This is a genomic window from Mannheimia granulomatis (genome assembly GCF_013377255.1).
Lineage (GTDB): Bacteria > Pseudomonadota > Gammaproteobacteria > Enterobacterales > Pasteurellaceae > Mannheimia > Mannheimia granulomatis.
The window spans coordinates 1,600,832-1,623,830 of the sequence record NZ_CP016614.1 but is presented as its reverse complement, the minus strand read 5'-3'; the positions used below and the strand labels follow the sequence as shown (position 1 = coordinate 1,623,830).

The 22,999-nt window shown below is 36.8% G+C and carries 25 protein-coding genes, 1 tRNA gene and 1 riboswitch; of the genes, 10 read left to right on the top strand and 16 right to left on the bottom strand.

Annotated elements, in window-relative coordinates; all coding sequences use genetic code 11:
* Positions 1-124 precede the first annotated feature (124 nt).
* The 4 genes from recQ to A6B41_RS07520 all read right to left on the bottom strand — a co-directional run bounded on the left by recQ (position 125) and on the right by A6B41_RS07520 (position 4,291).
* Positions 125-1,924, bottom strand: coding sequence for a DNA helicase RecQ (recQ, locus tag A6B41_RS07535; RefSeq protein ID WP_027074252.1), 1,800 nt, complete (start codon positions 1,922-1,924; stop codon positions 125-127).
* Between the two features lie 99 nt (positions 1,925-2,023).
* A complete protein-coding gene (gene cyaY, locus A6B41_RS07530; protein WP_027074253.1) occupies positions 2,024-2,329 on the bottom strand; it encodes an iron donor protein CyaY in 306 nt (101 codons plus the stop codon).
* A 72-nt stretch (positions 2,330-2,401) separates the two neighbouring features.
* A complete protein-coding gene (gene tsaD / locus A6B41_RS07525) occupies positions 2,402-3,433 on the bottom strand; it encodes a tRNA (adenosine(37)-N6)-threonylcarbamoyltransferase complex transferase subunit TsaD (protein WP_027074254.1) in 1,032 nt (343 codons plus the stop codon).
* Positions 3,434-3,511: 78 nt separating this feature from the next.
* A complete protein-coding gene (locus tag A6B41_RS07520) occupies positions 3,512-4,291 on the bottom strand; it encodes an outer membrane protein assembly factor BamD (RefSeq protein WP_027074255.1) in 780 nt (259 codons plus the stop codon).
* A gap of 138 nt (positions 4,292-4,429) precedes the next feature.
* On the opposite strand from A6B41_RS07520, the gene rluD reads away from it, so the two are divergent.
* Entirely contained in the window at positions 4,430-5,407 is a 978-nt protein-coding gene (gene rluD / locus A6B41_RS07515) for a 23S rRNA pseudouridine(1911/1915/1917) synthase RluD (protein ID WP_027074256.1), read from the top strand.
* 80 nt (positions 5,408-5,487) lie between these two features.
* The gene (locus A6B41_RS07510) at positions 5,488-5,610 is read left to right on the top strand and encodes an entericidin A/B family lipoprotein (protein ID WP_032847392.1); all 123 of its coding nucleotides are present in this window, start codon (positions 5,488-5,490) and stop codon (positions 5,608-5,610) included.
* Between the two features lie 43 nt (positions 5,611-5,653).
* On the opposite strand, the gene A6B41_RS07505 is transcribed toward A6B41_RS07510, so the two are convergent.
* From A6B41_RS07505 to A6B41_RS07495, 3 genes are all read right to left on the bottom strand, one after another.
* A complete protein-coding gene (locus A6B41_RS07505) occupies positions 5,654-6,361 on the bottom strand; it encodes a YwiC-like family protein (RefSeq protein WP_027074257.1) in 708 nt (235 codons plus the stop codon).
* Between the two features lie 72 nt (positions 6,362-6,433).
* The gene (pfkA, locus tag A6B41_RS07500; RefSeq protein WP_027074258.1) at positions 6,434-7,408 is read right to left on the bottom strand and encodes a 6-phosphofructokinase; all 975 of its coding nucleotides are present in this window, start codon (positions 7,406-7,408) and stop codon (positions 6,434-6,436) included.
* A gap of 111 nt (positions 7,409-7,519) precedes the next feature.
* Positions 7,520-8,713, bottom strand: coding sequence for an aminotransferase class V-fold PLP-dependent enzyme (locus A6B41_RS07495; RefSeq protein ID WP_027074259.1), 1,194 nt, complete (start codon positions 8,711-8,713; stop codon positions 7,520-7,522).
* Positions 8,714-9,229: 516 nt separating this feature from the next.
* Between A6B41_RS07495 and A6B41_RS07490 the strand changes: the two genes are divergently transcribed.
* The 5 genes from A6B41_RS07490 to A6B41_RS07470 all read left to right on the top strand — a co-directional run bounded on the left by A6B41_RS07490 (position 9,230) and on the right by A6B41_RS07470 (position 14,886).
* The gene (locus A6B41_RS07490; RefSeq protein ID WP_027074260.1) at positions 9,230-9,451 is read left to right on the top strand and encodes a hypothetical protein; all 222 of its coding nucleotides are present in this window, start codon (positions 9,230-9,232) and stop codon (positions 9,449-9,451) included.
* 18 nt (positions 9,452-9,469) lie between these two features.
* On the top strand, positions 9,470-9,823 hold the full coding sequence (locus tag A6B41_RS07485; protein ID WP_050436781.1) for a hypothetical protein: 354 nt from the start codon (positions 9,470-9,472) through the stop codon (positions 9,821-9,823).
* 11 nt (positions 9,824-9,834) lie between these two features.
* Positions 9,835-10,992, top strand: coding sequence for a cupin domain-containing protein (locus tag A6B41_RS07480; protein WP_084493748.1), 1,158 nt, complete (start codon positions 9,835-9,837; stop codon positions 10,990-10,992).
* 613 nt (positions 10,993-11,605) lie between these two features.
* Positions 11,606-12,610: an HlyD family secretion protein gene (locus A6B41_RS07475; protein ID WP_237052461.1), complete on the top strand. Its 1,005-nt coding sequence runs from the start codon at positions 11,606-11,608 to the stop codon at positions 12,608-12,610.
* Positions 12,611-12,795: 185 nt separating this feature from the next.
* Positions 12,796-14,886 carry a peptidase domain-containing ABC transporter gene (locus tag A6B41_RS07470; RefSeq protein ID WP_027074263.1) on the top strand — a complete coding sequence of 697 codons (2,091 nt, stop codon included), beginning with the start codon at positions 12,796-12,798 and terminating at the stop codon, positions 14,884-14,886.
* Here the strand turns inward: A6B41_RS07470 and A6B41_RS07465 are convergent.
* The 7 genes from A6B41_RS07465 to A6B41_RS07435 all read right to left on the bottom strand — a co-directional run bounded on the left by A6B41_RS07465 (position 14,883) and on the right by A6B41_RS07435 (position 21,065).
* Positions 14,883-15,560, bottom strand: coding sequence for a thermonuclease family protein (locus A6B41_RS07465; RefSeq protein WP_027074264.1), 678 nt, complete (start codon positions 15,558-15,560; stop codon positions 14,883-14,885). The two genes, A6B41_RS07470 and A6B41_RS07465, sit on opposite strands and share 4 nt — an antisense overlap.
* A gap of 58 nt (positions 15,561-15,618) precedes the next feature.
* Complete coding sequence (locus A6B41_RS07460; protein ID WP_027074265.1) at positions 15,619-16,980, bottom strand: alanine/glycine:cation symporter family protein; 1,362 nt, start codon at positions 16,978-16,980, stop codon at positions 15,619-15,621.
* Between the two features lie 129 nt (positions 16,981-17,109).
* Positions 17,110-17,234, bottom strand: a riboswitch (glycine riboswitch).
* Positions 17,235-17,408: 174 nt separating this feature from the next.
* Positions 17,409-18,461, bottom strand: coding sequence for an AI-2E family transporter (locus tag A6B41_RS07455; protein ID WP_027074266.1), 1,053 nt, complete (start codon positions 18,459-18,461; stop codon positions 17,409-17,411).
* Between the two features lie 91 nt (positions 18,462-18,552).
* Positions 18,553-18,966, bottom strand: a complete 414-nt coding sequence (ruvX, locus tag A6B41_RS07450) for a Holliday junction resolvase RuvX (RefSeq protein ID WP_027074267.1) — start codon at positions 18,964-18,966, stop codon at positions 18,553-18,555.
* A complete protein-coding gene (locus tag A6B41_RS07445; protein ID WP_027074268.1) occupies positions 18,966-19,526 on the bottom strand; it encodes a YqgE/AlgH family protein in 561 nt (186 codons plus the stop codon). The genes ruvX and A6B41_RS07445 overlap by 1 nt, the downstream gene beginning before the upstream one ends.
* Positions 19,526-20,257 carry a 16S rRNA (uracil(1498)-N(3))-methyltransferase gene (rsmE, locus tag A6B41_RS07440; protein WP_027074269.1) on the bottom strand — a complete coding sequence of 244 codons (732 nt, stop codon included), beginning with the start codon at positions 20,255-20,257 and terminating at the stop codon, positions 19,526-19,528. The genes A6B41_RS07445 and rsmE overlap by 1 nt, the downstream gene beginning before the upstream one ends.
* Before the next feature lie 220 nt (positions 20,258-20,477).
* Positions 20,478-21,065 (bottom strand): YajG family lipoprotein, encoded by a 588-nt coding sequence (locus A6B41_RS07435; RefSeq protein ID WP_027074270.1) that lies wholly within the window; start codon positions 21,063-21,065, stop codon positions 20,478-20,480.
* Between the two features lie 91 nt (positions 21,066-21,156).
* Here A6B41_RS07435 and A6B41_RS07430 point away from each other — a divergent pair, with 91 nt between their 5' ends.
* Both A6B41_RS07430 and A6B41_RS07425 read left to right on the top strand, forming a co-directional pair.
* A complete protein-coding gene (locus tag A6B41_RS07430) occupies positions 21,157-21,468 on the top strand; it encodes a BolA family protein (protein ID WP_027074271.1) in 312 nt (103 codons plus the stop codon).
* Positions 21,469-21,562: 94 nt separating this feature from the next.
* Positions 21,563-21,652: transfer RNA gene (locus tag A6B41_RS07425), tRNA-Ser, on the top strand.
* 177 nt (positions 21,653-21,829) lie between these two features.
* On the opposite strand, the gene A6B41_RS07420 is transcribed toward A6B41_RS07425, so the two are convergent.
* The gene (locus A6B41_RS07420; protein ID WP_027074272.1) at positions 21,830-22,204 is read right to left on the bottom strand and encodes a copper resistance protein NlpE; all 375 of its coding nucleotides are present in this window, start codon (positions 22,202-22,204) and stop codon (positions 21,830-21,832) included.
* A gap of 22 nt (positions 22,205-22,226) precedes the next feature.
* On the bottom strand, positions 22,227-22,529 hold the full coding sequence (locus A6B41_RS07415) for a DciA family protein (RefSeq protein ID WP_027074273.1): 303 nt from the start codon (positions 22,527-22,529) through the stop codon (positions 22,227-22,229).
* A gap of 116 nt (positions 22,530-22,645) precedes the next feature.
* On the opposite strand from A6B41_RS07415, the gene secM reads away from it, so the two are divergent.
* Positions 22,646-22,966 carry a secA translation cis-regulator SecM gene (gene secM / locus A6B41_RS07410; protein WP_027074274.1) on the top strand — a complete coding sequence of 107 codons (321 nt, stop codon included), beginning with the start codon at positions 22,646-22,648 and terminating at the stop codon, positions 22,964-22,966.
* The last annotated feature ends 33 nt before the right edge of the window (positions 22,967-22,999 follow it).

Genomic DNA, 22,999 nt, shown 5'->3' with positions numbered 1-22,999 from the left:
CGAGTGCATAGCAGACGATATATATTGTTATAGTGCTCGTTTTTATCTGTATAGAAAACAGGTAAACGGGCGAATTTTATAGGATTTTCAAACTATATGCAATAATCAATGCTTAGTTTACAGCCTATTTTCGGTTATTTTGATGTTCTTTGATTAAGGTCATAAAAGCTTCGCCAAAACGCTCAAATTTCCTTTCCCCTACACCGTTTATTTCTAACATTTCTATTTTACTTGTCGGCAAAAATTCTGCCATTTCTTGTAAAGTCGCATCATTGAAAACAATATAAGGTGGAATATTTTCTTTATCTGCAATTTGTTTACGCAGGAAGCGTAACCGAGCAAAGAGATCTTTATCATAACGTTGGCTGGTTTGTTTCTGAACGAATGCCGTAGCTGAAATACCTAAACGTGGTAATGCCAGTTGTAGAGGTTTCTCTCCGCGTAAAAAAGCTCTGGCACTTTCTGTAAGTTGTAGCGCAGAGTGATTAGCAATATTTTGATAAATTAGTCCTAAGTGAATGAGTTGTCGAATCACATTCAACCAGTAATTTTGGCTTTGTTCTTTGCCGATACCGTAAACGGATAGGGTATCGTGATTATGTTCACGAATTTTAAGATTATTCATACCCCGCAATACAGCAATTACATGGTGTTGGCCAAAAATTTGACCTGTACGATAGATTACAGACATGACTTTTTGTGCATCGAGTAAGCCATCATATTTCTGTGGAGGGTCTAAACAGATATCGCAGTTTTTACAAGCTTCTTGCTTGTGTTCACCGAAATAGTTAAGTAGCACTAATCTGCGACAGGTTTGTGATTCAGCAAATGCTCCTATGGCTTGTAGTTTATGCTGTTTAATATTACGTTGCTCGCTTTCCGGTTCTTCCAGTAGTATTTTTTGTAACCAAGCATAATCAGTTGGATCGTAGAAAAGAACGGCTTCTGAGGGTAAATCATCTCGTCCTGCTCGCCCTGTTTCTTGATAGTAAGATTCAATTGAGCGAGGTAAGTCAAAGTGCACTACAAAACGAACATTTGATTTATTAATTCCCATTCCAAAGGCAATGGTTGCCACTACAATTTGGATATTATCCCGCTGAAAGGCATTTTGTACTACTTCACGTTGTTCAAAACTCATACCAGCGTGATAACCCATAACACTAATTTTGCGTGCAGAGAGTTTCTCGGTAATTTCTTCTACTTTTTTACGACTATTACAGTAAATAATGCCGCTTTTACCTTGCTGTTTATGGATAAACTGGACTAGCTGTTCTAACGGTTTGAATTTTTCTTGCACTGTATAGCGAATATTAGGGCGGTCAAAACTGCCTAAATAAATATGTGGCTGCTGTAAGCGTAAATGATGCAGAATGTCTGCTCGAGTTGTAGGATCTGCCGTGGCAGTTAAGGCCATTAACGGTACATTTGGAAAGGTATTACGTAATCTACCAAGTAAGGTATATTCCGGGCGGAAATCATGTCCCCATTGGGAAACACAATGAGCTTCATCTACCGCAATAAAACTGATTTTACATAGTGAAATAAATTGGAAGAAGCCTTGAGTCATTACTTTTTCTGGTGAAAGATAAAGGAGTTTTAATTGTCCGGATAAAGCTTTTTGCTCGACTTGCTGCTGCTCTTCAATGCTTTGGGTTGAATTGAGATAAGCGGCTTCAATACCGTTAGTAATGAGCTGATCAACCTGATCTTTCATTAACGAAATCAGTGGTGAGATCACAAGGGTGATGCCTTCCAAGCAAAGGGCAGGCACTTGATAGCAAAGAGATTTTCCACCACCGGTCGTCATAATGACTAAGCAATCGCGCTTTTCTAAAACGGCATTAATGACTTCTTCTTGCCCGTCTCGGAATTTTTGGTAGCCAAAAACATTATTTAAAACAGAAATTGCGGTGGTGTTCATTGTGTATTATTTTGTTGAGGCGAAAGAGCCTGCAAGCGGTCTATTTTTAGGAAAAATTTGCAAATGTTACAAGGACGCACATAGCGTCCTGCAAGATTATTAGAATGTAATTTCTTCACCGTGTCTGGCAAAGGCTTCGGTTAAGTGTTGCCAAAAGTTACGACCTTCCGCAGTGACCCATTCGCCCGCTACATTTTTAAAATGGAAACCACCTAATTTGCTAGCAAGCCAAAGCTCTAACATCGCTTCTTGTTTGTTGATGATGATTTGAGATTCATCGTCAAAGGTTAGGGTACAAACCGCACCTTGAATTTCGGTGTCCACCGATAAACCTTCGTTATCAATGGTTTCTTCAATTTGCTGCCATACTTGCTCTACGGCTTGGTGGAATTGTGCTGTGTTCATTTTATTCTCCAAAATATTTAGGGAACAAGCGGTTAGATTTGCAAAATATTTTACAAATTTGACCGCTTGCGATCATTTAATTGAGGGAAGTTCCGTCATCGCCCAGCGTGGTTTTACGCTCACGCTTAAGTCGGTTTGTTCGCCATTTTTTAAGCGTAAAAAGCCGGTATAGGCAATCATTGCTCCGTTATCGGTGCAAAATTGTGGGCGAGGGTAGAATACTTCGCCTTTTAATTTTTTCATCATATCGGCAACATCTGCTCGTAATTGCTTATTGGCACTTACTCCACCTGCCATTACCAGCCGTTTATAACCGGTTTGCTCTAAAGCACGCTTGCATTTGATTAAAATGGTATCGACAACAGCTTGTTGGAATGCATGAGCAATATCGCAACGAGTTTGTTCGTCTAGCTCGCTATTTTCATTTAGATTCGCTTTAATAGTATTCGCAGCAAAGGTTTTTAAGCCAGAGAAGCTAAAATCTAAGCCCGGGCGGTCGGTCATTGGACGTGGAAATTTAAAACGCTCCGGTGTACCTGATTCGGCAAGTTTTGACATTGCAACCCCTGCCGGATAGTCTAAACCCAATAGTTTGCCGGTTTTATCAAATGCTTCACCGGCAGCATCATCAATGGATTCGCCCATTAATTCGTACTGACCAATTCCATCGACTTTGACTAATTGAGTATGCCCACCGGAGATCAGCAATGCAACAAAAGGGAATTCGGGGGCATTTTCTTCAAGCATTGGGGCGAGTAAATGCCCTTCCATGTGATGAACACCAAGAGCCGGTACTTGCCATGCATAAGCAAGGGATCGCGCTATGGTTGCTCCAACAAGTAAGGCTCCAACTAATCCCGGCCCTGCGGTGTAAGCAATACCGTCAATATCAGTAGAGCTAAGCCCTGCTTCTTTTAAAGCTTCGTGAATTAAAGGTAGTGTTTTTCGGATATGATCACGAGAGGCAAGCTCCGGCACAACACCGCCATAATCTGCGTGCATATCAATTTGGCTATAGAGTTGATTGGCAACTAATCCTTTTTCTTCATCATAAATTGCAACCCCTGTTTCATCACAAGAGGTTTCAATACCTAAAATTCGCATGATTTCCTTAAGTTAATTTTTAAATTAATGAGACTAAAAGGGGCGAATACTCGCCCCCTGAAATTATCTTATGCCTGATTAAAATTGCTCGCCGTATTTCGGTTTTTCAGGATTTGGTAAGGTTTTGTTTTCGTATTCTTGAATTAAAGCATCCGTTTTTTGTTCAGAGTCTTGAATTCCCATTTGCTTAAATGCTTCTTTTAAATATGGAAGTGCTTCTTTAGTAGCCATAGTATTTGGGTAGAAGCGTAACATTTCTTCAACTCGGTTTACGACGGCCACGTAGGCGTTACGTTTATCGTAGAATTTTACTGTTGATAATTCATGTTCAGCTAGGCGGTTGAATAAGTAGTTCATCCAGTTTTGAGCATCTTGAGCATACTGACTTTGAGGGTAGTGCTGCACGATAGTCTGGAAGTTACCGTAAGCATTACGAACGTTGTCAACAGCTCGAGAAGCTCTGTTTACGCCAAAGAAATCTTGAATAAAGTTATCGCTTAAACGTGCGTTAGAAAGGCCAGCTAAGTAGAATACATAATCCATGTTTGCTGAATTCGGGTAAGAGCGAGCAAAACGCTCTGCGGCATCTAAGGCTTTATAATATTCAGCCACTTTATATTGTGCATAAATTAAACTTAATTGAGTCTGCTCCCCAATACCTGTATATTGACCACCTTTAGCACCCACAGCTTCTAAATAGCGAATGGCGGAGTTATAATCACCATCTTGTAAATAATTTTGGCCTTTGCTATAAAGATCTTGAACAGGGGATGATTCAAGTTCTTTATTAGAACTTGAACAACCGGCGACCATAAGCCCTGCTAATACTAAAGTGGCAAGAGATTTAAATTTACGCATATGTTTTACCTATAAAAAGTGTCTGGAACGGAAAGTTCATGTACAATGTCCTCAGACTAAGAATAACTTATGAAGTTCATCTCTATTTTATATAACATCAAGCAAGTAAGCAAATGACTAATTAGGATTTATTATTTAATGACTCAACAAATGATTTTAAAAGCGGAAGTTACTGCAGATTTATTAGGGGCTCGTTTAGATCAGGCTCTCGCTCAGCTTTTTCCGGATTATTCCCGCTCACGCATTAAGGTTTGGATTGAAAGTGATTTAGTGAAAGTAAACGGTAATATTGTCAACAAAGCAAGAGAAAAAGTCTTTGGTGGAGAAAGTGTTGAAATTGCAGCCGAAATAGAGGAAGAAATCCGTTTTGAACCGCAAGATATTCCATTAAATATTGTTTATGAAGACGATGATATTTTAGTAATTAATAAGCCAAAAGATTTAGTTGTGCATCCGGGGGCCGGTAATCCGGACGGCACAGTATTAAATGCGTTATTGCATTATTACCCACCGATTGCAGAAGTGCCGCGTGCTGGCATTGTTCATCGTTTAGATAAAGATACCACAGGCTTAATGGTGGTAGCGAAAAATATTCCTGCTCAAACCCATTTAGTTACAGCCTTGCAAAAACGTAGAATCACCCGTGAATATGAAGCGGTAGCAAGCGGCATTATGACCCAAGGTGGAAAAGTGGATGAGCCGATGGCTCGTCATCCCACCAAACGCACTGCGATGGCAGTTCATCCGATGGGTAAACCTGCAGTAACACATTATCGTATTATGGAACGTTTCCGTAACTATACACGTTTACGCTTGCGTTTAGAAACCGGGCGTACTCATCAAATTCGTGTACACATGGCCCATATTGCTCACCCGTTGTTGGGAGATCAGCTTTATGGTGGCAGACCTCGTCCACCGAAAGGGGCAAGTGAAGAATTTTTAGCGGTATTACGTGGATTCCAGCGTCAGGCATTACATGCAACAATGCTCAGATTAGAACACCCAATTACAGGTGAGTTGATGGAATGGCACGCTCCACTACCGGAAGATTTCATTGAACTGATTCAAGCTTTAAAAGCAGATTATGAACTTTATAAAGATGAGTTAGATTATTAAAATTTAAAGTTGCATTTGATTTTCAAAGTTGTTATAGTCGAATCGTTTTCATAACTAACCAAAAAAATAAGGAGCCTATTATGAAAAAATTAGTATTAGCAATTTTAGCAACAGCAACATTCTTAACTGCTTGCAATACTGTTGATGGTGTGGGTAAAGATGTTGAGAAAGCAGGTGAGAAAATCCAAAAAACTGCTCAATAATTATTTAAAAAAAGCCTCTGAAATTTCCAGAGGCTTTTTTTTCTTACCAAATTAAACTAATTAAAAAAATTAACATCATCGGAAATTCTAACATCCCAATCTGTTTTACATTCCAACCCAAACCAGGCACAACAATTGCTCTGGATAATGCAATTAAATAAGCAAAAAAGACCGCTTGCATGGAGCATATAATATAAAGTATTGCCAATAATAAATGTGAGAGAATACTTATTTCCATATAAATTGGGTTGCGACGTTCCCTCACCATACTTTTAACATAAAATGTGGTCGCGATAAAAAATAAGGTTGGATGGAGTAAAATTTCAAAATTATAGCTTTCGCTTACCAAATAGAAACTTGCCATGCCTATTACGCCAAAAATTAAAATACCGGCAATATCATTGAATAAATTACGTTCATCTTTTTGTTTTGCATAATAAATTTGAGTCAGTCCAAGCGGTAGAATTATCACTAAAAATTGCAAAATAGTCGGTTTGGTATAAATCACCGGCAAGGCAAAAAGAAGGCTAAGCCCAAAATAGATTTTTGCCCATTTTTTGTTACGCTCGGTGGGCTTTTTGCTAAATAGTGCCAGAAACGGGTAGGAGAACAGGTAAAGTGATAACCACGAAAGAACGAAAAAAATGTGCAAAGGGATAAACTGACTTTCTATGATGGCATAAATAAAGGGTAAAATTGCCATTGCTAATGCACCATGTTGATTGGAAATTACAGGTTTATCTTGTAGTATCATACTTTCCTTCTGATTCGGATATCAATAAAAAAGGCGACTAAAACAGTCGCCTTTTAATTCTAAGAAAAGTTAGAATAATTTTCTAGAGGCTTCGTACAATTCTTCTTTAAACGGACGACGCATATTATTAATCGCATCAATAATATCGTGGTGAACTAATTGTTCGTTTTGAATCCCTACACAGTGACCGCCAAAACCTTGTAGTAATAATTCTACTGCATAAACCCCCATGCGAGAGGCTAGAATACGGTCAAACGCACAAGGCGAACCACCACGTTGAATGTGACCTAACACCGTTGCACGGGTTTCATTACCAAAGCGAGCTTCGATTTCTTTAGCAAGCGCATGTACATCGGTCATTAATTCGGTAATCGCAATGATTGAGTGACGTTTGCCTTTATGGAAGCCTTCTTCGATACTTCTCATCAATGATTCTTTATCTAAGCCTTTTTCCGGCACGATAACGTATTCACAACCACCTGCTAAGGCAGCACTTAAGGTTAAATCACCACAATGGCGGCCCATAATTTCCACAATCGAAATACGTTGGTGAGAGCTTGAGGTATCACGTAAGCGGTCAATTGCATCTAATGCGGTTTCTAATGCCGTTTGATAACCGATGGTGTAGTCGGTTCCGACAATATCATTATCAATCGTGCCGGGAATACCAATGCACGGGTAGCCGAATTCTTCGGTTAATAATTTTGCGCCCATATAAGAGCCATCCCCACCGATAACAACTAGCGCGTCAATATGATATTTCTTCAATGTTTCAACACATTTTTTACGGACTTCAGGTCTTTTAAAATCAGGAAAGCGTGCAGAGCCTAGGAAAGTACCGCCACGATTGATGGTTTCTGACACAGAACGTCTATCAAGTGGGATGACTTTATCGTGATAAAGTCCATAATAACCATCTTGGATACCGCAAACTTCTAAACCTTCATTTAATGCAGTACGCACAACACCACGAATAGCCGCATTCATACCCGGAGCATCGCCACCACTAGTTAATACTGCGATTTTTTTGATTTGTTTACTCATCTAAAAACACCTTGTTGATAAATTAAAGTTAAATTGAAAACTGGTGCAAAGGTTACAATATTCAGCCTTTTCGTTCTACTAAAAAATGCGTATTTTTTGATTTAATTCTAGCTATTCCCGTAAAATGGCTAAAGCAAAATCTAAAGCGTTGAAAAACTGTTCAACATCTTCTTGAGTATTATAATGAGCCAATGAGATTCGAAGTGTTCCGACCTCATCCAAATAACGTAAATAAGGTTTGGCACAATGCTCACCATGGCGAATGGCAATTTTACTTTGGGTTAAAAAGGCAGCAATATCAGCAGGGTGCTGATCTTTTATAATAAAGCTGATTGTCGGGGTGTTTTGCTGCCCGATAATTTGTAAATTTTGATAAGAATTTAACCGCTTGCGAGCGTATTCCGCTAAAGCATAAAGTTGATTATTCAGCCCTGAGAAATCGACTTTTTCTAACCATGCCAGTACCTGCCCGAAGCCAATAATACCGGCAATATTTGGCGTGCCTGCTTCCAATCGGTAAGGCAAATCTGCTACAGTCAGCTCACTTTCAGTAATGTTTTTCAGCATTTTGCCGCCGAATACAAGCGGTCGAATTTGTTCCAAACTTTGCAATTTGCCGGTCAGCACCCCAACACCGTTCGGACCATACATTTTATGGGAGGAAAAGGCGTAGAAATCGGCATCTAGTTTCTGCACGTCCACTTGCTCCGAACAGACCGCTTGAGCAATATCCAACAGGATTTTCGCCGAAGAATGCTGGCGAATAATCGGAATTAAGGTTTCCACAGGCTGACGCACGCCGCTCACATTTGAAACTAAATTTAATGCCACAATCTTGGTTTTAGGCGATAACACTTGCTTTAACGTTTCAGGTTGAATTTGATAATCTGCATTTAACGGCAAAACAATTAATTTAGCCTGCCTGCGTTCTACCAACTGCTGCCAAGGAATAAAATTGGCATGATGTTCGGCAATTGAAATGACGATTTCATCGTCTTTCTCAATTTGATGTTCTAATCCGTAGGCAACCAAGTTAATACTTTGCGTTGTGCCGCTTGTCCAAATTACAGCTTCACGAGCTGCCACATTAAAGCGTTTCATCACCAAATCACGAGCCAGTTCATATTGCTGAGTTTGCGGCAAATCATACTGACTGCGATGCACTGAACCGGCAGAAGCATAAAATTCAGAGGTTGTTTGGATTAGTACATTTGGTTTCAGTGTTGTCGCCGCAGAGTCTAAATAAGTCCAGCCTTTAGCTTGGGTAAAAAAGGGGAAATAGGTACGAAATTGGGTGTTAGGCATAAGTTAATTCCTAAGATTTTTTTGAAAATTTAGTTACCAAGAAAGCACTTATTATAGAGAAATGTTTTGAGATAAGAAGCATTTCAAGAAATAAATAGATTTATTTTGTTAAATTTTTGTTAAATCGGAGTTGACTAATAAAATTGTTTTTTTATAAAATCCGCATAAAAAATATGGTCTATTTGGAGAGGTAAAAAATAAACTTACTAACGTATGAGAAGAATAAGATAATCTATATTTTTTTGGAATGCTCTGAAATATATTCTATTCATTTTAACCTAAGGGAGGTTATATGAAATCTTTTTTAAAAAATACGAATAAAATCATAAATATGTTTTTGTTTTATATTTTTATATATTGTATGTCGTTAATAATATCATCATTTTTTAATGTGCATGTTGCTTATTTTTATTTTGGAATATTGATTTTTCTTTACTGTTTTAATAAGTTGAAAAATATTTATCCTTGATAAATAGGTGTTTTATTGAATTAATAATATTTGGTTTAGGAAAAGTAATGAAAGAATTAGCGATTTTAATGTTGAACCTTTTTATTCATCTAGGGTTGATTATTACCCCTTCCTATTTTGTTTTTTCTTTTTTTTATAAAAAATTATTTTTAAAAGATAAAGTTTTTTTAATGGTGTTTCTATTTATAATATTAAGTTTTTTGTTTTTTTATATTGAAAAATTATTTTTGACTTATTTTAATATTTACCCAGTGATAATTTATTTTTAACGCAAAGGAGAATTAAAATTGAAAGATTTAACTATTAATGATTGTCAGCTTATTTATGGTGGATTTTCTGGATTAATACTAAGAGGAGCTTTAAAAGGAGCAGCAGCTGGCACAGCCTACTATGGAGCAAGTAATATTAGTAATCCAGAAAATATGACTTTTCAAGGAGCTTTGGGAGCCGCTGCTGGAGGAGCAGTAGGTGGAGGTATAGGTGCGAAATTTGGTTCTTGGGGGGCTTCTACGATAGGTGGTGTTGTTTCAGGAATATCTGATAATATAATTAAGAGTATGGGGGATGATATTCGAGGAAACAGTAATAATAAGTCAGGTTCAAACTATGATTGTGGTGATGGTACAGATTATCAAGGCTAGTGGAGATGAAAATGAAGATTCAATTTCCAATTTCTTATCAAGAATTTTGTGAAAATTATTTTGAGAAACAGCCTTTATTAATGAAAGGAGCAATAAAGCAACAAGATTTACTCTCTTGGAATGCTATCAATGAAGTATTACCTCGTTGTGATTTACTTTCTGAAGATGCAATTAAAGTAATGTATAAAGGCAAAAGAGTACATAAGAAAGATTATTTAGAAGAATATAATGATCTAGGTACTATTCGTTATAAATTTCAAGAAGAGCATTTGTATAGTTTTTTAAGAGATGGTGCAACGTTAGTTGCTAATGGTATTGTTAATGAACCAAGTGTAGATTGCTTTTCACAAGAAATAGCTCAATTTACTGGCTGCCATATTTTTTCAAGTTTATATATTGCTTTTAATACTGAGCGGTCTTTTAAAAGTCATTGGGATAGTCGTGATATTTTTGCGGTGCAAATGCAAGGTAAAAAACGTTGGATTATTCATGCCCCAACTTTTAAAAATCCATTATATATGCATCATAGTAAGGATATGCCTGAATATGCTCCTAATCTTGATGATGTTTATATGGACATTGTTCTTGAAGCTGGTGATATTCTTTATTTACCTCGTGGCTGGTGGCACGATCCTATTCCTGTTGGAGAAGAAACTGTGCATTTAGCTGTAGGCATTTTTCCTGCTTATACTCATAACTATCTGACTTGGGTATCTCAAAATATGGTTGAGAAAGAAATTGCCCGAGCTTCTTTATCGCACTATGAGTCAGATAAAGAGTTGATAGTACAGCTGGCAGAACAAACAGCAGAATATATTAAAGATAAAGAGAATTATCGCAAATTTATAGAGAATTTTTATGATCAGAAGCGGGTTGAAAAGCCGCTTAATTTAGAAACTTTAGGAAATTATCAATATAATTCTATTTTAGAAAATCAAAAAATTTCATTTAAAACCAAAAATCACTACTTTGGTTATGAAGATAAGATAATTTCAAATGGATATGGTATTTCTCTTGACGAAGAGTTTGGAAATGTTATTAAATTTCTTAAACGGGGGCAGGAAGTTTCATTAAATGATATTTTAGAAAAAGTATCAGAAGATAAACGAGATAAAGTTTCTCAGCTTATTTGGCAGTTATCTTATATTGGCGTTCTAAAATTGAGTTAAATATGTAAGGGTTTTCATATATAGTTATTTTGTTAGCCTCATAATAGATGCTAATATTAAAATAATTTATTTGGTTAAACTATTTGTTCTCTACGTTTAATTCTAAATATAGTAATCTTATAAGTTATCCTGAATAATTCAGAAAAAATAGAGTATGACAGATGTTTAAGAGAGAATAAGACTTATTTCATAAATAGCAATCATTGAATAATATATCTTGTCTGTATAGATGTAAGATTCATTAATGTATGTAATTAAATTTTAGTGTGGGTGTTTTATGAGATTTGTTACTGTAATTTATATTGCATTTGTTTATCCATTGTTACCATTCGAGTGTAATACAGCTGTTTATGATATAGTGTTGTTTTGCTTTTTGTTTGCTTATTCTCTTCTTAAGAAGAAATGTTAGTGATATATTTATTTAGGCTGATAGTATTCAACTTTTTTAACATACTTATTCTACTAACTTTATATGTTTATAAGATTAATTTTTAATGTATATAAAAATAAATATACTAATGTAGTAGTATGAAATTGGTATTATATGTTCAGAGAAGAAGCTATTGCGTATCAGTCAAAAAAATGGAAGAGCACAGCTGTACTATTTAGCAGAGTGCCTTCATGGTTAGTCTTTTCCATTTCTTTCTTCATTTTTGCTGCATTTATTCTATTTGTTGTTTTTGGTAGTTACACCCGCCGTGAAACAGTAGTAGGCGAGCTGGTGATGCAAGCACACCCGATTATCCTTTCTGCCCCGAAGTCAGGCTATATTTCCGAAAGCTATATTGAACCTCATCAGCAAGTGAAAAAGGGCGATCCGTTATTTAAAATTACCCTAGATAGAATTACTCATAGTGGAAATATCAATGTTAATTCTATTCTTTCTTTGAAATCACAAATTATTGCAACGGAGAAAGCGATTGACGCATTGCAGAAGAATAAAGCTGAAAGTATTGCCAGCCTTGAAAAGCAGATAAAGAACAATCGCAAAATATATCAAGATAAGCAGACTTATATTGTAGAAGTCGAAAAAAGTATGCTGGACTATGCCGATTTAATTAAACGGTATGAGAAACTATTAAAAGTCGGGCATTCCAGCCACGATGAAGTAAATCTGCAAAAGTCACGCTATTTTCAACAGAAATCGTTATTTAATGAATTAAAGCAGGAGATTGTTCAACTACAGTCTGCGATATTAAATTTAGAGAATGACATTGAAACTCGCAAAACGGAGTTTGATAACCAAATTATTCGTTATGAAATACAAAAAAGTGATTTATCTATTCGTTTAATGGAGTTTGAGTCCATTTCAGAGATTATGGTGAATGCCTCATTAGACGGCAAAATTGAAAGCACCAATGTGACGGTTGGGCAAATTATTAAAGAAAATGATCCGCTTGCACAAATCCTTCCCTATAATAAAGGCGACTATCAATTAGTGATGTGGGTGCCAAATAGTGCGATTTCCTTTATTAAAACAGGGGATGAAGTGAATATTCGCTACGAAGCATTTCCGTTTGAAAAATTTGGACAGTTTAAGGGAGAAATTAAAACGATTTCAACTTTGCCTGCTTCTTTGCAGGAATTAAGTTTCTATAAAAATCTACCCCTAAGTTAGACCAGGGAATTCCTCTTTATAAGATTATCGTGGATATTGCTGATCAAAATGTGCAATATAATGATAAGACTCTCTATTTTATGAGTGGAATGAAAGCAGAAGCTACACTATTTTTAGAAAATCGGAAACTCTATGAATGGATGCTCTTTCCTATTTATCAGCTTCGTAAAAATATGGAGTAAATAATGAAAGGAATCGATCAGTTAAAATTTGGTTTTCTGCGAAAAATGCCGATGATTTTACAAACGGAAACGGCTGAATGTGGTTTAGCGTGTTTGGCAATGGTGCTAGGTTATTATGGAAAGAATACTAATTTATTTGAACTGCGCAGCCAATATGGTACCTCTTCCCACGGGATAAATCTGCAAACATTGATGTCGGTTGCCAAAGATTGTGGCTTAATTACTCGTGCCTTATCCCTAGAATTAGAAGAAGTCTCTCAGCTCCGTTTACCTTGTATTCTGCATTGGGATTTTAATCATTTCGTTGTTTTAACGCAGGCAACAGAAAAATATTTCATTATTCACGATCCTGCATTTGGTAAACGGAAATTATCTAAAGCAGAATTTTCGAACCATTTTACCGGTGTAGCATTAGAAGTCTGGACGGAAGTAAAATTCGAGAAAACCAAAAATCAAAATACCATTAGTTTATATGAAACATTAAAGCATATTTCCGGCATTAAAGGGGCATTAGTGAAAATTTTTGCTCTTTCAATGTTAATTGAATTGATTGCCTTGTTAATGCCGATTGGTACGCAATTAGTGATGGATCACGTTATGCAAGCAAAAGATCAATCATTATTATTGATTATTTGTATTGGTTTATTCCTATTTACGTTTTTTCGCACAGCAATCAGTATGTTTCGCGCTTGGATTTCTTTGAAAATGAGTTATTTAATTGATTTTCAATGGACAGCCAGTTTCTTTTCTCATCTATTAAAATTACCGCTAGATTTCTTCGAAAAGCGACAAGTTGGCGATATTCACTCTCGATTTAGCTCACTCAAAACGATTCAAAAAACCTTAACCTCCAGTATCGTTGCAACCATTATTGATACGATTATGATCATTAGTTTAATCATTATGATGGTGCTATATGGTGGTTGGTTGTTTTGGGTCGTACTTGCATTCTCCTTTATCTATTTTATATTAAGAATGATCACCTATTTGGTTTACCGTCAAATGAATGAAGAGCAAATTATTAAAGGTGCTAAAGCACATTCTCATTTTATGGAAACCTTATATGGTATTATAACGTTAAAATCATTAGGGTTAGAAAGTAAACGACAAGAGCAGTGGATGTCTTTAAATGCGGACGCATTTAATACTTCAATTAAAGTTACTAAATTCGATATGCTATTTTCAGGCATTCATACTTTTATTTCAACCATTGAGCAGATTTTAATTCTTTGGATTGGAGCAACGATGGTGATTGAAAATGTGATGACACTGGGTATGTTTGTTGCCTTTAATGCTTATCGTGGATCATTTTCTGCTCGAATGGGAAATTTAATTGATATTGTATTTAATCTTAAAATTTTATCATTACATCGGGAGCGTATTGCTGACATTGCTTTAAATGAAGTCGAAGATGAAACGAAATACCAAGAGATAATTATTGAAAATCATCAAGCCAATTTGGAAATAAAAGATCTCTGTTTTAAATATGATCCTTTTGCTAAACATGTGATTGAGCGTTTAAATTTAACCGTTAAAAGCGGTGAAAGTGTTGCTATTACGGCACCCTCCGGTTATGGAAAAACCACATTATTAAAACTGATCGCTGGTTTATTAAAACCGACTTCAGGCACTATCTTTTTTAACGGTGTTGATATTTACCAACTGGGATTAACACAATATCGTACTCAAATTACTTGTGTATTACAGGAAGATAAATTCTTTTCCGGCTCTATTTTGGAAAATATTGTTAGTTTTGAAAGTAATTATAATCGGGAATGGGCAATTGAATGTGCAAAATTAGCCAATATTCACGATGATATTATGGCAATGCCGATGAATTATGAAACTTTATTAGGTGAATTGGGTAATAATTTATCTTGCGGCCAACGTCAGCGACTATTTATTGCCAGAGCTTTATATAAAAAGCCCCAAATTTTATTGATGGATGAAGCAACTAGCCATTTAGATGAATCTAATGAAAGTGTAGTGAATGAAGCAATTTCACAGCTTAAAATCACTCGTATTATTGTCGCACACAGGCAGTCAACTATTCATTCGGCTGATAGAATAGTCGATTTAAATAAGCTAAATTAATTCCTATTTTGTTGGGATTGGCGGTAAAGTTTGTTGCAAGGAATACCGTCATTATTGCCGTCTAATTCTTTCCAACCACATTGGTGGAAGTAGTGCTGAGCCATTTTATAATTACCAATTTGGTTACAACTAAGTTTGGTTTGGCAGTTGATGGCATTGGAAATATTTGCAAAATTTTCTCTTTTTTTAACCGCTTGTGAGTGAGTTGGTTGGATATCACCTTTTCGCCATTCGGAGGGTACAATAGGATTAGGAGCTTGCCATAGCCCTACTTTAGCCTTTTGGGCTTTATCTTGAGCTTGTTGGTAGCCAGCTTCTTTGTTATAGGCCCATGCCATGCCTTGTTGAATGAGAGTTAAATTGATATTTTTTCCGTTTTCATCATAGACAACTGCAAGCATACGTTGGTATCGGTCATAGCCGCTGATTTTAAGCGTAATATTCTTCTTAAAGACTAAATTTGCCAGAGCTTGTTTGGCTTTGGTTCCGTAAGGTTGAGTTTGTTCTGGTGCATCAATATGTTGTAGTCTGACTTTAAGAGAAGTTTTATTGATTAAGCAGCTTAGCGTATCGCCATCGCTAATAGCCACTACTTTGCATTGAAGTGTGTGTTTGGCAGCGTAGCTAACCGCTGCGGATAAAAACCAGAAAATAAGAGTATAGAAATATTTCATAAAATAAAAATATAGGGTGTAAACACCCCATATTTTATCAGATTTTATCTGTTTTTGATTATTTGCTTTTTTTCAGTCTGGTAAAGAAATCTTTAGTTTCTGTCAGTATAACCTTACGTAATGCAATAAGTGCAATTAAATTCGGGAATGCCATTAATCCGTTTACAATATCGGCGATTGTCCAAATGGTGTCTAATTTTAAAAATGGTGCAGTGGCGATTAAGATAATAAAGAGCAAGCGGTATAGCTTAATGTATTGAGTGCGACCACGGGTTAAATAGACAAAGCAGCGTTCACCGTAATAACACCAGCCTAAAATTGTAGTGAAAGCGAAGAAAATCAAGCCAATGGTTACAATGACTGCACCAAATGGGCTATCTAAACCTTGAGTGAATGCGGTTGTTGTTAATGCAGCACCTTTTGCTTCTCCCATCCAAGCCCCTGAAATCACGATAACAAGACCTGTCATAGTACAGACAATAATAGTATCTAAAAATGTACCGGTCATTGAAATCAAGCCTTGGCGTACAGGCTCTTTTGTTTGAGCTGCTGCTGCTGCAATCGGGGCTGAGCCTAGGCCTGATTCATTGGAGAAAATCCCCCGAGCAACCCCGAGTTGAATGGCTTGCATAACGGTAAAACCAAATGCGCCACCTAATGCAGCTTGTGGATCAAAGGCTGCGTGAACAATAGTTACAACTGCCGCAGGTACTTTTTCTGCATTAAGTAAAATAACGCATAGTGAAGCTACTACATAACCAATTGCCATAAATGGCACTACGATAGTAGCAATTTTTGAAATGCGTTTTACGCCACCTAAAATAATGGCAGCAACAATTAAGGTCAAAATAATTGCAGTGAAGATAATAGGTACGTCAAAGGTTGATTCCAGCACAGTAGTAATACCGTTTACTTGCGGGAAGGTACCGATACCAAATAAAGCAACTAAAACACCGAAAAAAGCAAAAGCTTTGGCAAGCCAACGCCAATTTTTACCCATACCCAGTTCGATATAATACATTGGGCCTCCGGCAACAAAACCGGATTTGTCTTTAGTGCGGTATTTAATCGCAAGTAAGCCCTCTGCATATTTAGTTGCCATACCGAATAAAGCGATTAGCCACATCCAAAATAATGCACCGGGTCCACCTGAGTGAATTGCGGTCGCAACACCGACAATATTTCCGGTGCCGATAGTCGCGGCTAATGCAGTTGAAAGGGCGGCAAAAGCGGAAATATCGCCGGATTGGCCTTTGCCGGTTTCCGGCTTGAACATATAAACGAATGCACGTCCAAGTTGGGTGAATTGAATGCCTTTTAATGCAAGTGTGAGGTATAGCCCTACACCTGAGATCAAAATAAGTAGGGGGGCGCCCCAAATAAAACTATTGATATGGCTTAAAATAGTGTCGATAGACATTTGAAAATTCCTCGTAAAAACTGCTTACAAGGAAAGAAAAGGAATGATAGAAACAAGCGGTAAAAAAACGGTAAATTTTTGCAAAAAACAGGCAAAATATGACCGCTTGTAGCCACTACGTTGAGTTCACTTTTCTCCCCTGTCCTTTTGCCTGAGCGTTTCACACATTAAGAAGCTAATGTATTTTCGCCTTCGGCGTCCATTTTCTATTTACTAATTACTAAAATAGAGTGGATCTCTCCAAGGGTTCGTCCAGTAACAGTCCTCGCAACTAAGAAAGTCGCACCTGAAAGAGTTTACCTCGTCGGTGAAATGTTAATTCATTTCTCTCCAGCTACCTTCATCCGAACAGTCTGATTTATTTCATAAAATGAAATAAAAAAGAGTTGCCAAATTCTAGCAACTCTTTTTGATTCGTCAAGGGTAATTTAGCGATATTTTTTACCTTTTGGTGCCTCTTCTAAATCACTAAATAGCACGGCATATTTTTGTGTCGCTTTATTTGATTCTAATGCTACTTTACATGCCATAGTAAGTGGTACGGAAAGTAACATTCCAACTGTGCCGAGTAGCCATCCCCAAAATAGAAGAGAGAGAAACACAACAAGGGTAGAAAGCCCCAGTTTTTTACCCATTAATTTAGGTTCTAGTGCATTACCAATAATCATATTAATAACAACGATACCGACTAACGTACCTAGCCCTGTTGAAAAGCCATTTAGTACCAGTGCTTGAATCACAATCGGAATGCCGGCTAGAATTGAACCGATATTCGGCACATAATTAAGTAAAAAAGTCAGTATTGCCCATAATATAGCATATTGTACATCTAAAGATTCTAACAATATCCACACCAAGCTTCCGGTCAGCAGACTAACAAAAGTTTTTACGCCAAGGTAGCCAATAACACCGTCAAGCACTTGGTTGATGTACTCTTTTTCATTTCTAAGATCATCATCGGGGCTAAGTGCTAAGGCTAATTTATATTTTGCAACAGGCATTTCCAATAGCATAAAAATGACAACTAAAAAGATAACAAAGATATTGGATAATGCGCCTGAAAGCCCCATCAACAGCTTACTTACCAAATTCATGAGTGCACTTGGGTCAAATTTACTCATGATTTCTTCTTGTGAAAGCGAAAGTGGTATATGCCATTTTTGTGCGAATGCTATTACCGCGTTTACTCGAGAAGAAAGCTGAGTTTTATATTGGGGGATAGAGTTGGTAAATTCTTGCAATGTATTGTTAATGATGCCTGCGAGAAATGTAAACCCTAATATAAACGCAATAAGTAATATGGTAATTGCTAACCATAGTGGGATTTTCCGTTTAGTCATAAATTTGATCATCGGTGAGCAAATGATCGCAATAAACAGAGAAAGCAAAAATGGTACAACAATTTCATTTGATAATTTAATACCCGCTAAAATAATAATAATCGAAGCAATGGCGACAAGTGTTTTAGTGGAATGTGTCATAAAAATCCTTATTACAAGCGGTCAAAAATCAGTAATTTTTTACTTACTACACTTCGGCAAAGCCTAGGCTCAAATGCAAGTATTGGGCAACTTAGTGATTTTCAAACCAACTTTCTAAAATTAAACAAGCAGAAATGGAATCTACTTTCTCTTTTTTTAATGCCTTATAACCACCACGAGAAAAAATTTCAGCTCTCGCTTCAACAGTGGTTAAACGCTCGTCTTGTAACTCCACAGGTAGATTAAATCTGCCATTTAAGCGATTGGCAAATTTTTTCGCTCGTTGGGTTAAAGGTTGTTCGGTTCCGTCCATATTTAGTGGTAATCCGACAACTAATAGATCCGGTTTCCATTCTTTTAACAATTTACCGATTTCTTCCCAATTGGGAATACCGTCTTGGGCTTTAAAAGCCGGTAAGTTTTGCGCTGTTCCGGTAATACTTTGGCCTACAGCGCAGCCGATACTGTTTGTTCCAAAATCAAATGCGATTACAGTTTTTGGCATTAAGCTCTCCCTGCTTTTGAGGGGATGCTTAAAATCCCCATCATCTCATAGGCTTCTGACCAACGTTCTAAATAGCTTGTTTCAAAGAGCGTTTTTTCATTCGCATCCGACACAATCCAATAATTTTGTGCAATCTCTTGCTCAAGTTGGCTGCTTCGCCAGGTTGAGCAACCTAAGCAAACAATAAATTTTTCCGGCGATTTTGGTGTACCGAAAGAGTCTAGCACATCTCCGGAAGTTGTTAACGTAATTTTATCGGTGATCGGATAGGTGTGGATAAAGTCATTTGCTGTTTTAGTGTGAATAATAAATCCCCGATCTTGATTAACCGGCCCGCCGCTTAATACCATTTGATCTTTTTTATAATCACGCTGATTCGCCATTTGGAAATCCATGCGGGTAATAAGCTCAAGTACAGATAGATCGGTTGGAGTATTAATCACAACACCCATCGCACCTTGTTGATTATGTTCGCAAATATAGATAACTGTGCGATCAAAATATTCATCATCCATTTCCGGTGTCGCAATTAAAAATTTACCTTGCAAATTTTCTAACATTAAATATCTCCAAAACACACCTGCAATGCCGTAATTGCAGCAAGTGATGCGGTTTCTGTACGTAATACACGTTTGCCCAATAAGACTTCGGTAAAGCCTTCAGATTCAGTCATAGCAATTTCTTCTGCGGATAATCCACCCTCAGAGCCAATCAATAAACGAACACCGGCTGTAGGCATATTAGGTAATTGGCGAATTGTGTATTTGGCTCGTGGGTGCAGATTAAGTTTAAGCATCTCATCCTGTTCTTTACACCAGTCTGTTAGTTTCATAATCGGGCGAATTTCGGGGATTTCATTTCTTCCACATTGCTCGCAAGCTGCAATCGCAATTTTTTGCCATTGTTGTAGTTTTTTATCTTGTCGCTCGTCGTTAAGTTTTACTCCACACCGTTCTGACCAAAGTGGCGTGATAGTTTTAACTCCAAGTTCCACCGATTTTTGAATGGTAAACTCCATGCGATCGCCACGAGAAATCACTTGCCCTAAATGAATAGGTAAATTGGATTCTCTGTTATCTAGCTCACTTGAGTCAATTTTTGCAATAATTTGTTTTTTTTCGACCGCTTGTAAAGTTGCATTAAAAATGTGGTTCGAACCGTCAAATAAAATAATTTGCTCGCCTGCTTTCATACGCAAAACACGTCCAACATGATTGGCGGCATCTTCGCTTAAAACGCAACTTTGTTGATAGGCTAGTGGTTCAGGGTGATAAATTCTTGGGATTCTCATTGGGTATATATCTATTTAAAATCAAAGGCAGACTAATCAATTCAGATTGTCTGCCTTATATTAAGGATAAATGCTTGAACAGTAAATTAAATTTTGTGTTACTTTTTATTGCTTTTGAATAACAGCATCGAAATGAATAAACCACAAGCGGTCAAATTTTTCCTATTTTTTGCAAAAAACAGAAGAAATTTAACCGCTTGTATAGCCTTATAAAGGCAGGTTATTTGAATTGATGAATAGCGTTTGCCACTTCGTTGTCGTTATAAATTGCTTTTACAACATCAGAGTAAGCTTGGTCTAACACTTTTTTGATTTCATCATTATCGGCACCGAATGCACCTTCATAGCCACGAGTTGCGTTGAAGTTTTTGCTGAAGTTGCCTCTTGCACCTTGAACGGTAACTTCAACACCTACTTGAGCATCTGCTTTATAGCGTAAGTTACCTTGTTCTACAGTTGCAAAGAATTTACGGATATTGACGATAACATTCGCATTTGCCGCACCTTGTACAATTTGAAAGCCTTTAGCGTTTAAGTCTTGTTGTACTGCTTGTTGGAACATCGCTGCAACTTCCGGTACTGCCGTTAAGCGAATTACTTCACCGTTTTTGGTGTAACTTGCGATTTCGCGTGAGGTACGTAAATCTTGAGTCATTACACTTACCGCAGCGGTTTGGTTATTGGTATTAAATACCGCAGTTGGTGTTGGGGTAGAGAATGTAAGTGTATTTGATTGGTTTTGGCAGCCTGTTAATAATGCTGCGGCAAGGGTAGTTGCTAAAACTAATGTTTTTTTAGAGAGTTTCATATATTAAGTCCTTCCTTTTAAAGAAATTGTGAGAAATATCTTTGCTAGTATAGTATTATTCTATTTTAATTTTCAATTAAAGAGAGCAAAAATGTCAGTAGAACAGACAATTATTCAGAAAATTAATTCCGAATTTTCGCCCGTTTTATGCAAGATTGAAAACGAAAGCTATATGCACAGTTCGGGCAGAGGGGCTGAATCTCATTTTAAATTAACCTTGGTTTCGGATAAATTTGAGGGGCAAAGGGCAGTCGCGCGTCATCGAGCAGTGTATGCTTGTTTGGCGGAAGAATTAGCAAAGGGTGTTCATGCTTTAGCATTGCATTTATATACTACCGCGGAATGGGATGCTATTGATGGAAGAGTACCTGATTCGCCAAATTGTTTGGGAATCGGTCATTAATTGATTAAAAAGTGATTTATTTTATTTTGTAAATAAAATGCTTGAAAATTATCAGCAATATTGATATATTTACGCCCATCTTTTTGTTTGTTTCGGTGAGATGTCCGAGTGGTTGAAGGAGCACGCCTGGAAAGCGTGTATATGCGAAAGTGTATCGGGGGTTCGAATCCCCCTCTCACCGCCATTCATACTGAAAGATTCCTTACTGTTTTCATAGATATTTCCTTGGTTAAGTTAAAGTAGATAATACTTTTTCATTTTTAGGTTATCCCCAAGCATACCTTGCTTGGGGATTTTTTTATGGCAGAATCAGGGGCGGAAAATAAAAAAGAGATTCGTGAGAATCTCTTTTAACTCATGTTTAACGTACCTTTTGCAGTTTATAATTGTGTTTGCTTTTTACCGTGTTACCGTTTGGATCGCAAATTTCAACATGACTGTCAGATACTTGGAATGCAAGGTTGCCGGAAGCTTTTTCTAAGCGAATTACATTGGTTTTGTTAGGCTCCCAGCTATAAGTGCCGTTATCACGGTAAGCATATTCTTTTTTATCTTTGAAATATACAGTGTCATATTGGTAAGTTTTATCGGCATTTAAGGTAAGTTTTGCTTGGATTTTTTCACAATCTACACAAGGTAATTCACCCGCATAAATGCCTGTTACGCTTTTTTGTGGTAGTAATGAACACGCACTTAAGATTGCCGCTGTAAATCCAACTAATGCGATTTTTTTCATACCATTTTCCTCTTCTATTAAGTTATTTAATGCTTGGATTTACTCTAAATTCAAGTTGCGTTATTTCAGGTAAATCTGTTTGTATCTGTTGTAGTAATGTTATTTGCTGTAATATTAAGCCCTGACGAACGGTAGCATTTTGCACATTAATGATAAGTTGATTATCAACTAAATTTGCTACACGGTAAAGTCCACGATATGACCCGGGCAGTAATTTTTCCACTTTTTGATTCAAATTATTGATGAAGTTTGCTTTTTCGACAAGTCGGCTAAGAGTAGAGTTCTGTAAAACTTCATTAATATTTTTAGGTGCTGAATTTTTCATCTTTTTACCATTTTTGTCAGTTTTCTACTTGATTTTACGTTACTTGACCCAATAATTTGCTTATTCTACTTAAATTTAGCGTATAATCACTTAAATTTTCGATTTAATCTATTTTAATGAACTTATTTTTTAGACACTTTCATAAAAATCCGTTTTGGTCGCAATTACTCTTAGGTATGTTTGCGATGCTTGTCTTACCTGAAATTCAAGCAATAAATCCAAATGAAAGTGAGCAAGAAACTGTTATCAATCAATCTGTTGTGCAATATGCTCAGTCTGGGTCTGATGCTGAACAACAATCTCCCTTTATCGTAGAACAACGCAATTTGCTTGTGGAAATTAAACCACAAGCGGTCAGTTTTTGCGAATTTTTTGCAAAATCTTACCGCTTCGATAGACAAAATGTGTATCCGATTCGAGCCGGTCCGGTTGCTTAAATATAAATTTTAGCTTCACCATCATAAAACTTT

Bases quoted from the DNA above. Each gene is read 5' to 3' on its own strand.
- A6B41_RS07520 (WP_027074255.1), bottom strand. From the start codon at position 4,291: ATGCGTAAATTTAAATCTCTTGCCACTTTAGTATTAGCAGGGCTTATG.
- A6B41_RS07420 (WP_027074272.1), bottom strand. From the start codon at position 22,204: ATGAAAAAAATCGCATTAGTTGGATTTACAGCGGCAATCTTAAGTGCG.
- pfkA (WP_027074258.1), bottom strand. From the start codon at position 7,408: ATGAGTAAACAAATCAAAAAAATCGCAGTATTAACTAGTGGTGGCGAT.
- secM (WP_027074274.1), top strand. From the start codon at position 22,646: ATGAACTTATTTTTTAGACACTTTCATAAAAATCCGTTTTGGTCGCAA.
- A6B41_RS07490 (WP_027074260.1), top strand. From the start codon at position 9,230: ATGAAAGAATTAGCGATTTTAATGTTGAACCTTTTTATTCATCTAGGG.
- cyaY (WP_027074253.1), bottom strand. From the start codon at position 2,329: ATGAACACAGCACAATTCCACCAAGCCGTAGAGCAAGTATGGCAGCAA.
- A6B41_RS07415 (WP_027074273.1), bottom strand. From the start codon at position 22,529: ATGAAAAATTCAGCACCTAAAAATATTAATGAAGTTTTACAGAACTCT.
- recQ (WP_027074252.1), bottom strand. From the start codon at position 1,924: ATGAACACCACCGCAATTTCTGTTTTAAATAATGTTTTTGGCTACCAA.
- ruvX (WP_027074267.1), bottom strand. From the start codon at position 18,966: ATGCCAAAAACTGTAATCGCATTTGATTTTGGAACAAACAGTATCGGC.
- rsmE (WP_027074269.1), bottom strand. From the start codon at position 20,257: ATGAGAATCCCAAGAATTTATCACCCTGAACCACTAGCCTATCAACAA.
- A6B41_RS07455 (WP_027074266.1), bottom strand. From the start codon at position 18,461: ATGACACATTCCACTAAAACACTTGTCGCCATTGCTTCGATTATTATT.
- A6B41_RS07480 (WP_084493748.1), top strand. From the start codon at position 9,835: ATGAAGATTCAATTTCCAATTTCTTATCAAGAATTTTGTGAAAATTAT.
- A6B41_RS07430 (WP_027074271.1), top strand. From the start codon at position 21,157: ATGTCAGTAGAACAGACAATTATTCAGAAAATTAATTCCGAATTTTCG.
- tsaD (WP_027074254.1), bottom strand. From the start codon at position 3,433: ATGCGAATTTTAGGTATTGAAACCTCTTGTGATGAAACAGGGGTTGCA.
- A6B41_RS07445 (WP_027074268.1), bottom strand. From the start codon at position 19,526: ATGTTAGAAAATTTGCAAGGTAAATTTTTAATTGCGACACCGGAAATG.
- A6B41_RS07460 (WP_027074265.1), bottom strand. From the start codon at position 16,980: ATGTCTATCGACACTATTTTAAGCCATATCAATAGTTTTATTTGGGGC.
- A6B41_RS07470 (WP_027074263.1), top strand. From the start codon at position 12,796: ATGAAAGGAATCGATCAGTTAAAATTTGGTTTTCTGCGAAAAATGCCG.
- A6B41_RS07465 (WP_027074264.1), bottom strand. From the start codon at position 15,560: ATGAAATATTTCTATACTCTTATTTTCTGGTTTTTATCCGCAGCGGTT.
- A6B41_RS07510 (WP_032847392.1), top strand. From the start codon at position 5,488: ATGAAAAAATTAGTATTAGCAATTTTAGCAACAGCAACATTCTTAACT.
- A6B41_RS07435 (WP_027074270.1), bottom strand. From the start codon at position 21,065: ATGAAACTCTCTAAAAAAACATTAGTTTTAGCAACTACCCTTGCCGCA.
- A6B41_RS07495 (WP_027074259.1), bottom strand. From the start codon at position 8,713: ATGCCTAACACCCAATTTCGTACCTATTTCCCCTTTTTTACCCAAGCT.
- rluD (WP_027074256.1), top strand. From the start codon at position 4,430: ATGACTCAACAAATGATTTTAAAAGCGGAAGTTACTGCAGATTTATTA.